Genomic DNA, 13,202 nt, shown 5'->3' on the forward strand with positions numbered 1-13,202 from the left:
GTCATTCCATCTCCAGGATCACCGCATCGACCGCGAGACTGTCGCCCTGAGCGGCGTTGACCGTCTTCACCGTCCCCGACTTTTCGGCGCGGAGGATGTTTTCCATCTTCATCGCCTCGACCGTTGCGAGCGGCTGGCCGGCCTCGACCTTGTCGCCCTCGCCGACGTGGAGCGCGACGAGCAGGCCCGGCATCGGGCAGATGAGGAATTTCGAGAGATCGGGCGGGACCTTTTCGATCATGTGCGACGACAGCGAGGCGATGTGCCAGGGCAGCACGCGCACGTCATGGATATGCCCGCGCGTGGTCATTTTCCAGCCCGTGCGCGTCTTCGCGACCTTCACCGCGAGCTCGCTATCGTCGATCTCGGCAACCACCAGCCGGTCGCCCGGCGTATATTCGAGCGCGATGTCGATCCGGTCGCCCTCGACCTTGATATGCTTCTCGCCGATCTTGACCTTGTGCGGCGTGCCGTCGATTGAGACCTGCCATTTGGCCGGCGGTTCGAGCCGGTCGCCGAGCTGGCCGTCGGTGCGGCGGGCGCGGTCGGCTTCGGCGCTCGCCATGAAGCCCGCAATCGCCGCGAGTGCGCGGGTGACATCGGCATCGGTGGGGGCGCCGTGGAAACCCTCGGGATATTCCTCGGCGATGAAGCCCGTCGTCAGCTCACCTGAGCGGAAGCGCGGGTGCTGCATGATCGCCGAGACGAAATCGATATTGTGGCCGAGCCCTTCGAGCTCGAAGCGGTCGAGCGCCGCGATCTGCAAATCGGCAGCTTCGTCGCGCGTCTTCCCCCATGTCACCAGCTTGGCGATCATCGGGTCGTAGAAGATCGACACCTCGCCGCCCTCCTCGACCCCCGCATCGACGCGCACGCCGTCGAGACCGCGCTCATCGCCTTCCCATGCGGGAACCGGCGTCCGGTAGCGCACGAGCCGCCCGGTCGAGGGCAGGAAGCCGCGATAGGGGTCCTCGGCATAGACGCGGTTCTCGATCGCCCAGCCGTCGATCTTCACATCGTCCTGCGACATCTCGAGCTTCTCGCCCGCCGCGACGCGGATCATCTGCTCGACCAGGTCGATGCCGGTGATCGCCTCGGTCACCGGATGCTCGACCTGCAGGCGCGTGTTCATTTCGAGGAAATAGAAGCTCTCGCCGGTCGGGTCGGCGCCCGAGACGATCAGTTCGACCGTGCCCGCGCTATAATAGCCGACCGCCTTCGACAGCGCGACGCACTGCTCGCCCATCGCCTTGCGCATTGCGGGCGAGACGAAGGGCGATGGCGCTTCCTCGACCACCTTCTGGTGGCGGCGCTGGATGCTGCATTCGCGCTCGTTGAGGTAGAGCGTGTTGCCGTGCTGGTCGCCGAGGATCTGGATCTCGATGTGGCGCGGGTTCAAAATGAACTTCTCGATGAAGACGCGGTCATCGCCGAAGCTGTTCAGCCCCTCGCGCTTCGTCGCCTCGAAACCCTCGCGGACATCCTTTTCGTCATAGGCTAGGCGCATGCCCTTGCCGCCGCCACCGGCGGACGCCTTCATCATCACCGGATAGCCGATCTCGTTCGAAATCTCGACAGCATGTTCGGTATCGTGGATCTCGCCGACGAAGCCGGGGACGACGTTGACGCCCGCTTCCTTCGCGAGCTTCTTCGACTCGATCTTGTCGCCCATCGCGGCGATCGCGTTCACCGGCGGGCCGATGAAGGCGATATTTTCCTTCGCCAGCGCCTCGGCGAAGCTGGTGCGCTCGGACAGGAAGCCATAGCCCGGATGCACCGCCTCGGCGCCCGTTGCCTTGCACGCGGCAATGATCTTGTCGGCGATCAGATAGGATTCGGACGCGGGCGACGCGCCGATATGCACCGCTTCGTCGGCCATCTGCACAAAGGGCGCGCGCGCGTCGGCGTCCGAATAGACAGCGACGGTCGCGATGCCCATGCGGCGCGCGGTCTTGATGACACGGCAGGCGATCTCACCGCGGTTGGCGATCAGGATTTTCTTGAACATTTCTGGCTTAAAACCTTCCCATTTCTTCCCAGCGCTGGCGTAGGCCGTCGCAGTCGCCGATTTCTTTCAAACTGATATGAGCACGCCCCCGAAAGCGCGTGGGAATCCGAGCGATGATCGAAGTGCCGGCGGCCATGTGAAACCGATAGAATTCAAGCCTCGGCACAGACGCGCCCCAACCCTCTATCTTTTCCTCCGTGATATCTTGCTCGGCAGTTAGTTCGACCTCATCGCGAAACCAGCCACGACGCTTAACAGCAACGACCGTCAGCGTGGCGATGCTGCTTTGCTCGTTTGCGGCGAAGCCAGGTTCCACCACCTTCGTCAGTACTCCTCGATCAAGCTTTTAAGCTGCGCAGTGCGCGCATCGGTCAGCTGCGTCTGACATCCGCTGATCACCATCGGCTCGGCCGAGCCGCCGCGCATCGTGTAGCCCTCGCTCGCGCATTGCTTGTCGCGATAGGTAAGCCACGCGCGCTGCGCCGCGAGAAGCGTGTCGAAATAGCCGGGGCGGTTGTCCTGCGTGCGGTCGAAGTCGGCGTCGATGGCCTTCATACGCGCCGCCGTCACCTTCCACTGCGCGTTCATCGCGGCATCGGCGCGCTCGAACTCCCTATAGGCGCAGGCGTTGAGCTCGAACTGCGCCATCGCATTGTCGCAATCGATCTCCGGATCCTGCGTGGCGACCGCCAAGAGCAGCAGCGAGGCGAGAATCATCCTTTGGTCTCCTTGGGGCGCCGGTCTTCTGCAAAAAGGCGATGGCGCCGCGTAACCGTCCGCGTCCAAAACAGGGCGAGCGCGAGCGCGAGGACCCAAAGCAATATTTCGAAACCCAAAAGCCATGACACAGCGCTCGCCTCTTGCCGTTCGGCGTGCACATAGTTCGCCAAACCGCCAAAAAAGAAGGCAGGCGGCAAACAGAGCAGCGAAACGAACCAGATAGGAAGCGGGTTTTTCGTCACTCGGCGGCTTCCATCTGTGCGCGCATCGGCTCTTCGCTCTCCATCGGGCGCAGTCCCAGCTTCGCGAACAGCGCAGCATCGGCATTGTCGCCGCGGTTGCCGGTGGTGAGCAGCTTGTCGCCGGTGAAGATGCTGTTCGCGCCCGCCATGAAGCAGAGCGCCTGCGTCGCCTCCGACATGCTCTCGCGACCCGCTGACAGGCGAACCATCGATTTGGGCATGGTGATGCGCGCGACCGCGATGGTGCGGACGAATTCGATATCGTCGATCTTGGCGAGCGGCGTGTCGGCGAGCATGTCGCCCAGCACGGTGCCCTTCACCGGCACCAGCGCGTTGACCGGCACGCTTTCGGGATGCCGCTCCAGCGTCGCGAGCGCGTGGATGAAGCCGACGCGATCAGCCCGCGTCTCGCCCAGCCCGACGATGCCGCCCGAACAGACGTTGATGCCCGCATTGCGGACTTCCTCCAGCGTATCAAGCCGGTCCTGAAACGTCCGGGTCGAAATGATATTCTCGTAATTTTCTGGGCTCGTGTCGATATTGTGGTTGTAATAGTCGAGCCCCGCGACCGCGAGCGTCTGCGCCTGTTCCTTCGTCAGCATCCCCAGCGTCATACAGGTTTCCATGCCCATCTGGCGCACCCCCTCGATCATCTCGACGATCGCGGGCATGTCGCGTTCCTTGGGGTTGCGCCACGCGGCGCCCATGCAGAAACGCTTGGATCCCGAATCCTTCGCCTGCGCCGCCGCCTGCAACACCGCGCGGACGTCCATCAGCTTGGTGGCCTTGAGCCCGCTGTCGGCGCTTTTCGACTGCGAGCAATAGCCGCAATCCTCGACGCAGCCGCCGGTCTTGATGCTAAGCAAGGTGCAAAGCTGCACTTCACCGCGCGCATGATGACGGCGGTGGACGCCCTGCGCCTCCCACATCAACTCGTCGAACGGCAGGTCGAACAATTCGGCGATTTCCTCGCGCGTCCAGTCGGTGCGCACCTGATCGTCTTGCGGGGCAGTTTGGGAGAGGTTCATGGATTTCGACCCTTTGATGTTATTTGCAGAAGCGCTCGAGCGCGGCGCCGTAGAATTCGATCGTCGGCGTTTCGCCGAACATGTCCTGATAATTGCCGTCCGCCCATGGTCGGCGGTCGCCATAGCTGATCGTCACCTGTCGCCCGGTTTCGGCGTCGTCATATTCGCCGACGCCATAGAGCGTGAAGTCGATATCGGCTTCGGGATCGTCGCAGTTGAGCCGGATCAGCCCCTTGTTCACATATTTGTCGCTCGTCTCGAAATAGATGTCGCGCCAGGCGCCATCGCTCTTTTCGAGGCGGCCGTACCAGTCGGTGAAATAGACATCGTCGATCTGTTGCCGATAGACCAGTTCGACCGCGACATCCTTGCGGAACTCGCTCGGACGGCTCGCGGGCTCGGCATCCGCCGAAGCGACCGAAAAAGCGGCGAGCATCAGACCGAGCGAAGCGATCATGCGGCATCCTCCAGCGGCGGCATATTGTGGCCGAGCAGGCGCAGCACATCGGCGGCGCATTCGACCACATTGCTGCCGGGGCCATAGATGCCCTGCACCCCCGCATCGCGGAGATATTGATAATCCTGCGGCGGGATGACGCCGCCCGCGATCACCTTGATGTCGCCGCGGCCCGCCTCCTTCAATTTGCCGATGAGTTCGGGGATCAGCGTCTTGTGCCCTGCGGCGAGGCTCGACGCGCCGACGACATCGACGCCCGCGTCGAGCGCGAGCACGACGGTTTCCTCGGGGGTTTGGAACAGCGGGCCCGACACGACGTCGAAGCCCATGTCGCCGAATGCCGAAGCGATGACGTTCGCGCCGCGGTCGTGGCCGTCCTGCCCCATCTTCGCAACGAGCAATTTCGGTTTGCGCCCCATGCGGCGCTCGACTGCCTTCACGCCGTCGAGCACCTGCTGCCAGCGGTCGTCGCCTTCATAGGGGGCAGCATAGACGCCCTTCACCGGGGTCGGCTGGGTACCGTAGCGCTCGAAACTTTCTTCCATCGCCGACGAGATTTCGCCAAGTGTGGCGCGGGCGCGCGCCGCCTCGACCGCGTGCGCAAGAAGGTTGTTCTCGATCGACTGCTCGCCCGCCGCGGCATCGCGCAGCGCCTTGAGTGCTGCCTGGCACGCGGCCTCGTCGCGGTTCGCCTTGGTCTTGTTGATGCGCGCGACCTGCGCCTCGCGCACCTTGGTGTTGTCGACCTCGAGCGTCTCCAGCAGATCCTCGTCCTTCAGGCGATATTTGTTCACCCCGACGATGACGTCGTCGCCGCGGTCGACGCGCGCCTGCCGTGCAGCGGCGGCGGTCTCGATCATCGCCTTGGGCCAGCCGGCGGCGACAGCCTTCGCCATGCCGCCTTCCTTCTCGACGCGCTCGATGATCTCCCATGCCTTGTCGACCAGTTCCTGCGTCAGCGCCTCGACATAATAGGAGCCGCCGAGCGGATCGACGACCTTGGTCATCCCCGTCTCTTCCTGGATGACGATCTGCGTGTTGCGCGCGATGCGGGCCGAGAAATCGGTCGGCAGCGCGATCGCTTCGTCGAGCGCGTTGGTGTGGAGCGACTGGGTGCCGCCGAGCATTGCCGCCATCGCCTCGATCGTCGTGCGCATGACGTTGTTATAGGGGTCCTGCTCGGTCAGCGAGACGCCCGACGTCTGGCAGTGGGTGCGCAGCATCTTGCTACGTTCGTCCTTGGCGCCGAGATTGGTCATCACGCGGTGCCACAGCACGCGCGCGGCGCGAAGCTTCGCGATTTCCATGAAGAAGTTCATGCCGATCGCGAAGAAGAAGGACAGGCGCCCGGCGAACTTGTCGATGTCGAGGCCGCTGGCGACGCCGTAGCGTACATATTCCGCGCCATCCGCAATCGTGAAGGCCAGCTCCTGCACCTGCGTCGCGCCGGCTTCCTGCATATGGTAGCCGGATATGGAGATGCTGTTGAACTTCGGCATCTCGCGCGATGTGTAGCCGAAAATGTCCGAGATGATCCGCATGCTCGGCTCGGGCGGGTAGATATAGGTGTTGCGGACCATGAACTCCTTGAGGATGTCGTTCTGGATGGTCCCGTCGAGCAATTTGCGCTCGACCCCCTGCTCCTCGCCCGCGACGATGAAGAAGGCGAGGATGGGGATCACCGCACCGTTCATCGTCATCGACACCGACATCTGGTCGAGCGGGATGCCGTCGAACAGGATCTTCATATCCTCGACGCTGTCGATCGCGACCCCCGCCTTGCCGACGTCGCCGACGACGCGCGGATGGTCGCTGTCATAGCCGCGGTGAGTCGCGAGGTCGAAGGCGACCGACAGGCCCTTCTGCCCCGCAGCGAGGTTGCGGCGATAGAAAGCGTTCGATTCCTCGGCGGTCGAGAAGCCCGCATATTGCCGGATCGTCCACGGTCGCCCCGCATACATCGACGCACGAACGCCGCGGGTGAAGGGCGCGAAGCCGGGCAGGCCGGGGTCGGCGGTGACGTCGTCGGCCGTGTAGAGCGGCTTGACGTCGATCCCCTCGGGCGTCGTCCAAGTGAGGTCCTTGCCCTTCACTTCCTTGTCGGCGGCGGCGGCCCATTGGTCGAGCGTGGGTTTGTCGGTCATATGCGGTCTCTACGTTGTGATCGCCGGCGAAAGCCGGGGCCTCGTGCAGTCATGGGCCCCGGCTTTCGCCGGGGAACACAAATCAATGATCGCCCTTCGGCGTCTCCATAATCTCGGTCAGCACCCCGCCCATATCCTTGGGGTGAAGGAAGAAGATCAGCGTCCCGTGCGCCCCGATCCGCGGCTCGCCGAGCACGCGCTTGCCAAGCGCCTCGAACTCGGCCTTGGCGGCATGGATGTCGGGAACCTCGTAGCACATATGATGCTGCCCTCCTGCGGGGTTCTTTTGCAGAAATCCCGCGATCGATGCATTCCCCGGCAGTGGTTCGATCAACTCGATCTGTGTGCCGTTCAGCCCCCCAAGGCCCAAAGAGTCGGTCGGCGTATCGACAAAGCACACTTTCACGCCCTGCTCGGGCAGGTCGAAGGGCTCATGGATTTTCGTCGCGCCCATCACATCGCGATAAAAGACGATGCTGTCGGCGATCGACGGCGTCGCGACGCCGATGTGATTGAGGCGGCCTAGTTTCATTTCAAACTCTCTCCAATTTCGTCATGCCGGACTTGATCCGGCACCTGCTTTTTGAACGCCGACAAGCGGGACCCCGGATCACGTCCGGGGTGACGACGAAAACTTAAAGCGGAATATTATCGTGCTTCTTCCACGGATTCTCGAGACTCTTGTTCCTGAGCTTCCGTAACCCCAGCGCGATCCGCTTCCGCGTCGAGTGCGGGTAGATCACCTCGTCGATATAGCCCCGCTGCGCCGCGACGAACGGGTTTGCAAAACGGTCCTCATATTCCTTCGTGCGCTCGGCGATCTTTTCGGGGTCGCCGATGTCGCTGCGGAAGATGATCTCGACCGCGCCCTTCGCGCCCATCACCGCGATCTCGGCGGTCGGCCAGGCATAGTTCAAATCGCCGCGCAGATGCTTCGACGCCATCACGTCGTACGCACCGCCATAGGCCTTGCGCGTGATCACCGTGATCTTGGGCACCGTCGCCTCGGCATAGGCGAAGAGCAATTTCGCGCCATGCTTGATGATGCCGTTATATTCCTGTGCGGTGCCGGGCAGGAAGCCGGGAACGTCGACGAAGGTGATGATCGGGATTTCGAACGCATCACAGAAACGAACGAAGCGCGCCGCTTTCTTCGACGAGTTGATATCGAGCACGCCTGCGAGCACCAGCGGCTGGTTCGCAACGATGCCGATCGTGCGGCCCTCGATGCGCCCGAAACCGCAGATGATGTTCGCGGCGTGCGCCGGCTGCACCTCGAAGAAATCGCCTTCGTCGACCGTTTTGCGGATCAGCTCGTGCATATCGTACGGCTGGTTCGCATTCGGCGGGATCAGCGTGTCGAGGCTCGCCTCGGCGCGATCATAGGGGTCGCTTGTCGGACGCACCGGCACGCCGCTGCGGTTGTTTTCGGGCAGATAATCGAAGAAATCGCGCGTCGCGAGCAGCGCCTCGATATCATTCTCGAACGCGATATCGGCGACCGAGCTCTTGGTCGTGTGGGTGATCGCGCCACCGAGCTCTTCCTGCGTCACCACCTCGTTGGTCACCGTTTTCACGACGTCGGGACCGGTGACGAACATATAGCTGCTGTCCTTCACCATGAAGATGAAGTCGGTCATCGCGGGGCTATAGACAGCGCCGCCCGCGCAGGGGCCCATGATGAGCGAAATCTGCGGCACCACGCCCGATGCCAGCACGTTGCGCTGGAACACCTCGGCATAGCCGCCCAGAGAGGCCACGCCTTCCTGAATGCGCGCGCCGCCGCTGTCATTGAGGCCGATGACCGGCGCGCCGACCTTCATCGCATTGTCCATGACCTTCATGATCTTCTCGGCGTGCCGTTCCGACAGCGAGCCGCCGAAGACGGTGAAATCCTGGCTGAAGACATAGACGAGGCGGCCGTTGATCGTGCCGCTGCCGGTGACGACGCCGTCGCCCGGCACCTTCTGATTTTCCATCCCGAAATCGGTGCAATTATGCTCGACATAGGCGTCGAGTTCTTCGAACGAGCCCTCGTCGAGCAGCACGTCGAGCCGTTCGCGCGCGGTCAGCTTGCCCTTGGCATGCTGCGCATCGATGCGCTTCTGTCCTCCGCCCAGTCGGGCAGCGGCGCGGCGGCGTTCCATTTCGGCGATATTGGCGGACATGCGGACCTCTTCATCAATGGCGACGGTGCCATCTGCCTTGCTCGCACAGTCGATGCAAATGTGAATTTGCAAAGTTGCAAAGTCATGATTTGCAAACTAGCCTGTTGCGGTGCAGCCTCGTCGCCTCTTTGCCGGTCGTCAACTCCGCCAATTGCGAGATGCGCGGGGAATCCGCCAGGCCGATTTCGCGGCGCGGCTTGGTATCTCCGCCTCCTACCTCAGCCAGATCGAGCATGACGACCGCCCGCTGACACCGGCGCTGCTCGACCGGTTGCAAAAGCTGTTTCCGCTCGAATGGGAGGAGGTCGCGGCCGATGCGGGCGACCGGCGCGCCGGCGCGTTGCGCGAGGCGGCGGCCGATCCGCTGTTCGCGGCCTCGCCGCTTCCGCCCGAGCAGCTCGAACGCGCGGCGCTCCAGCAGCCGCAACTCGCCGACCAGTTCGTCGCGCTCCACGCCGCCTATCGCCGCGCGGGGCAGCGGCTCCAGATCATCGACGAGGCGTTGACCGGCGGCACCGCCGAGGGAAGCCGCCTGCCGTGGGAAGAAGTTCGCGACTGGTTCCACGACGCCGGCAATTATGTCGACAGCATCGACCGCGCCGCCGAGGCCTTGGCAGGGCAATTGCGCGGCAAGGATCCCTCCCCCGCCATCGAGACGATCGAGCGGCGGCTGCGCGACGCGCTCGGCATTTCGATCGTCTATCAACAGGCGCAGACGCTTCGCGATTTCGATGCGACGATGCGGCACCTGGTGATCGACCCGTCGCAGCCCGCCGAGAGCCGACGGTTCCAATTGGCGCACCAGCTGGCGGCGCTCGCTTTGGCGAACGAGATTGCGGCGGTCGTCGAAGCCTCGCCGCTCCGCACCGCCGCGGCGCGCCAATTGCTCCACGTCGGCCTCGCCAACTATGCCGCCGGCGCGGTGCTGATGCCCTATGCCCCCTTCCGCGCCAGCGCGCGTGCGGTGCGGCACGATATCGACCGGCTGCGGCTCGAATATGGCGTGAGCTTCGAACAGGCGTGCCACCGCCTCTCGACGCTCCAGCGGCCCGGCGCGCGCGGCATCCCGATGTTCTTTTGCCGCGTCGACATGGCGGGCAATATCACCAAGCGGCATAGCGCGACGCGGCTGCAATTCGCACGCTTTGGCGGCGCCTGCCCATTGTGGATCGTTCACGAGGCCGCGGCTATCCCCGACCGCATCCTGTTCCAGCTGGCCGAGACGCCCGACGGCCTGCGCTATGTGTCGATGGCGAAGGGGCTGGTGAAGCCGTCGGGTAGCTACGCGCGCAGCCCACGCCGCTACGCCGTCGCGCTGGGGTGCGAGGCGCAATATGCTGGCGACTTCGTTTATGCCGACGGGGTCGACGTCGCCGCCCCGCAAGCGGCGACACGGATCGGCCTGTCGTGTCGCATCTGCCCCCGCGACGATTGCGATCAGCGCGCCTTTCCGCCAAGCGACCGCCCGATCCTCGTCGATCCCGACCGGCGCGACGTCGTGCCGTACCGGATCGGCTAGCCTTCGATCACCAATTCCTCCTCCAGGAAATCGAGAAAGGCACGAATGCGCGCCGCCGCCCGGTCTTCGGGTGCATAGAGCGCATGAATGTCCTCTCCGTCGCCCGGATTATAGTCCGGCAGCACTTCGACAAGCCGCCCCGCCGCCATATCCTGTGCAACGTGAAAGCGCCCGTGCCGCGCGATGCCGCCGCCAGCGACCGCCATCTGCCGCACAACCTCACCCGAATTGCCGAAGAAGCTGCCGTGGACGGGGCGCTGCACGATCTTGCCGCCGATGCGAAAGGGCCAGCTGTCGACCGAACGGCGGAAGCTGAAGCGCAGGCAGTCGTGCTTTTCGAGATCGTCGGGTGTTTGCGGCGTACCGCGCCGCGCGAGATAGTCGGGGCTTGCCACCAGCACCATGCGGCTATGGCCGAGCTTCTTCGCACGCAGGCTCGTGTCGCGTAGCGGGCCGATGCGGATCGCAATGTCGGCACGCTCCTCGACCAGATCGACGATCGCATCGGATAGCGTCAGATCGACGGTGATGTCGGGATAGCGCGCTGTAAAGTGCGGCAGGATCGGCAACAGGCCCATCGTGCCGATCGAGGGCGAGGCGTTGATGCGAAGCAGCCCGCGCGGCCCCTGTTGTTCCTGCCCCAGCCCCGCTTCGACCGACTGGATATCGGCGAGCAGGACGCTCATCCGGTCGCGATAAGCTTCGCCGTCCGACGTCAGCGCGAGCGAACGCGTCGTCCGGCGCATCAATGTGACGCCCAGACGCTGCTCAAGCCGTGCTATGCTGCGGCTGACCGCCGAGGACGTCAACCGCAGCGCCTTCGCCGCGGACGCGAGGCTGCCGCCATTTGCCACTGCCAGAAAGGTTTCGATATCGCCGAACCTGTTGTCCATCGCCATTCCTGATTTTGAATCACCACTGAAATGATGAAGCGCATTCTAATCAACAATGGCGGGTCGCGCTATCTTGCATCCATAAGATTGCACCCAAGCGAAAGGAGTTCGTCATGGACCTCAAACTCAAAGGAAAGACCGCCCTCGTTACCGGATCGACCGCCGGCATTGGCTTTGCGATTGCCAAGCGCCTCGCCGAAGAAGGTGTCGATGTCGTCATCACCGGTCGCAACCAGCAGAAGCTCGATGAGGCCGCGGCCGAATTGGCACAGTCGGGAACGATCCGCGCGGTCCTCGCCGATCCCGCGACGGCCGAAGGCGCCGATGCGTTGATTGCAGCGGTTCCTGCGGTCGATATTCTCGTCAACAATCTCGGCATCTATGAGGCCAAAGCCTTTGCCGAAATCAGCGACGCCGACTGGCACAATATCTTCGAGGTCAATGTGGTGAGCGGCGCGCGGCTGTCGCGGCACTATTTCCCGAAGATGCTCGAGAAGGACTGGGGCCGCGTGATCTTCATCGCAAGCGAAAGCGGGCTGCTGCCGCCCGCCGAGATGATCCACTACGGTATGACCAAGACCGCGCAGCTCACGATTGCGCGCGGGCTGGCCGAGCAGACCAAGGGCACCGGCGTCACCGTCAACAGCGTGCTGCCGGGGCCGACGCGGTCGGAAGGGATCACCGACTTCATCCGTTCGGTGGTGTCCAACCCCGATGCGCCCGAAGCCGAACGCGAAAAGGCCTTCTTCGAGGAACTGCGCCCGCTGTCGCTGATCCGCCGCCTGATCGAGGCCGACGAGATCGGCGCGATGGTGACCTATCTGGCGAGCCCGCTGGCGGCGGTCACCAACGGCGCCGCGATCCGCGCCGAGGGCGGGATCGTTCCGACGATTGCGTAACGACTACGCCCCTCCCGCTTGCGGGAGGGGTCGGGGGAGGGTCTGTGACCTAGACATGCCCTCCCCTAACCCCTCCCATAAAGGGAAGGGGAATTTATGTTTTCACAATTCCCCGCTCTATCAAGCTATGCGCCGTCGCGAGGATCGCTTCCTCGGGCGTGCGCATCGTCCAGCCGAGCGTCTGCATCGCATGGCTGCTGTCGCCGCCGCGCACATTGCCGAGTTCGGCGACGAGTTGCTTGAGTTCGGGCCGGACGAGCGCGAACAATTTGAGCAGCCAGTCGGGCATCTTGCGCGTCGGCACCTTCTTCGCTTTGTCGCCGAGGTTTTCGGTCAGGATGTTCGCGACGTCGATCATCTTCAGGAACGGTCCCGAGCAGACATAGCGCTCGTCGCGGATCGCGGGTGCGGTCAGTGCGCGATAGTGCAGTTCGGCGACGTCGCGGACATCGATGATCCCAAAGCCGATGTCGGGGCACATCGGCACCTTGCCCTCGATCAATTGCTTCACCAGCTCGATCGAAGTCGAGAGGTCGTCCGAGAGCAGCGGCCCGAACACTGCGGCGGGATTGACCGAGGCGAACTCCATATCGCCGCCCTCGGCCGCCATCCAGTCACGCGCCGCGCGTTCGGCGACGGTTTTCGAGCGCGGATAGGGCATGACCTCGGGGTTATCGAGGTCGGTCCAGTCGGCTTCGTTGTAAAGATCACGCCCCTTGCCATGACCATAGGCGATCGCCGCCATTGAGGAGGTCAGGACGAAGCGCTTTACGCCTGCCGCACGCGCGAAACGTAGCGCTCTCAACGCGCCTTCGCGCGCGGGGACGATCAATTCGTCGGCATGTTTGGGAACGCCCAAGGGAAAGGGCGAGGCGACGTGCGCGACATGGGTGCACTCCACAATCGCCTCCGCCCAGCCGGCATCATGTTCGAGATCGGCTGCAAAGAAGCTGAGGCGGTCGTTGTCGACATTCAGCCATCCGCGAACCTCGGGCTCGCGTTTCAGGCTGCGCACCGTCGTGTGGACGGTCCAGCCATTGTCGATCAGCTGTCGGATGAGGAAGCCCGCGATATAGCCGCTGCCTCCGGTAACCAGTGCCGTGCCCGTCATGTGCCCCTCCCCA

General features: G+C 63.7%; 12 protein-coding genes. 2 read left to right on the plus strand and 10 right to left on the minus strand.

Annotated features, from left to right (window positions below):
- Position 1: 1 nt before the first annotated feature.
- The 8 genes from GGC65_RS01860 to GGC65_RS01895 all read right to left on the minus strand — a co-directional run bounded on the left by GGC65_RS01860 (position 2) and on the right by GGC65_RS01895 (position 8,767).
- Entirely contained in the window at positions 2–2,008 is a 2,007-nt protein-coding gene (locus GGC65_RS01860; RefSeq protein ID WP_192645602.1) for an acetyl/propionyl/methylcrotonyl-CoA carboxylase subunit alpha, read from the minus strand.
- Positions 2,009–2,015: 7 nt separating this feature from the next.
- Entirely contained in the window at positions 2,016–2,324 is a 309-nt protein-coding gene (locus GGC65_RS01865) for a hypothetical protein (protein ID WP_192645603.1), read from the minus strand.
- A gap of 8 nt (positions 2,325–2,332) precedes the next feature.
- Positions 2,333–2,725 carry a lysozyme inhibitor LprI family protein gene (locus tag GGC65_RS01870; protein WP_192645604.1) on the minus strand — a complete coding sequence of 131 codons (393 nt, stop codon included), beginning with the start codon at positions 2,723–2,725 and terminating at the stop codon, positions 2,333–2,335.
- Between the two features lie 241 nt (positions 2,726–2,966).
- Positions 2,967–3,998 carry a biotin synthase BioB gene (bioB, locus tag GGC65_RS01875; protein WP_192645605.1) on the minus strand — a complete coding sequence of 344 codons (1,032 nt, stop codon included), beginning with the start codon at positions 3,996–3,998 and terminating at the stop codon, positions 2,967–2,969.
- A gap of 19 nt (positions 3,999–4,017) precedes the next feature.
- Entirely contained in the window at positions 4,018–4,455 is a 438-nt protein-coding gene (locus GGC65_RS01880; protein WP_192645606.1) for a hypothetical protein, read from the minus strand.
- On the minus strand, positions 4,452–6,599 hold the full coding sequence (gene scpA, locus GGC65_RS01885; RefSeq protein ID WP_192645607.1) for a methylmalonyl-CoA mutase: 2,148 nt from the start codon (positions 6,597–6,599) through the stop codon (positions 4,452–4,454). Before scpA ends, GGC65_RS01880 begins: the two co-directional genes overlap by 4 nt.
- An 82-nt stretch (positions 6,600–6,681) precedes the next feature.
- Positions 6,682–7,131: a methylmalonyl-CoA epimerase gene (mce, locus tag GGC65_RS01890; protein ID WP_192645608.1), complete on the minus strand. Its 450-nt coding sequence runs from the start codon at positions 7,129–7,131 to the stop codon at positions 6,682–6,684.
- Between the two features lie 103 nt (positions 7,132–7,234).
- Entirely contained in the window at positions 7,235–8,767 is a 1,533-nt protein-coding gene (locus tag GGC65_RS01895; RefSeq protein ID WP_192645609.1) for an acyl-CoA carboxylase subunit beta, read from the minus strand.
- A gap of 109 nt (positions 8,768–8,876) precedes the next feature.
- Here GGC65_RS01895 and GGC65_RS01900 point away from each other — a divergent pair, with 109 nt between their 5' ends.
- Positions 8,877–10,286 (plus strand): helix-turn-helix domain-containing protein, encoded by a 1,410-nt coding sequence (locus GGC65_RS01900; protein ID WP_192645610.1) that lies wholly within the window; start codon positions 8,877–8,879, stop codon positions 10,284–10,286.
- Here the strand turns inward: GGC65_RS01900 and GGC65_RS01905 are convergent.
- A complete protein-coding gene (locus GGC65_RS01905) occupies positions 10,283–11,179 on the minus strand; it encodes a LysR family transcriptional regulator (protein ID WP_192645611.1) in 897 nt (298 codons plus the stop codon). The genes GGC65_RS01900 and GGC65_RS01905 overlap by 4 nt on opposite strands.
- Before the next feature lie 113 nt (positions 11,180–11,292).
- Here GGC65_RS01905 and GGC65_RS01910 point away from each other — a divergent pair, with 113 nt between their 5' ends.
- Positions 11,293–12,078 (plus strand): SDR family NAD(P)-dependent oxidoreductase, encoded by a 786-nt coding sequence (locus tag GGC65_RS01910; RefSeq protein WP_192645612.1) that lies wholly within the window; start codon positions 11,293–11,295, stop codon positions 12,076–12,078.
- A gap of 94 nt (positions 12,079–12,172) precedes the next feature.
- Here GGC65_RS01910 and GGC65_RS01915 read toward each other — a convergent pair whose 3' ends face one another.
- Entirely contained in the window at positions 12,173–13,189 is a 1,017-nt protein-coding gene (locus GGC65_RS01915; protein ID WP_192645613.1) for an NAD-dependent epimerase/dehydratase family protein, read from the minus strand.
- Positions 13,190–13,202: the final 13 nt, after the last annotated feature.

The sequence above is a fragment of the Sphingopyxis sp. OAS728 genome, assembly GCF_014873485.1.
Classification (GTDB): Bacteria; Pseudomonadota; Alphaproteobacteria; order Sphingomonadales; family Sphingomonadaceae; genus Sphingopyxis.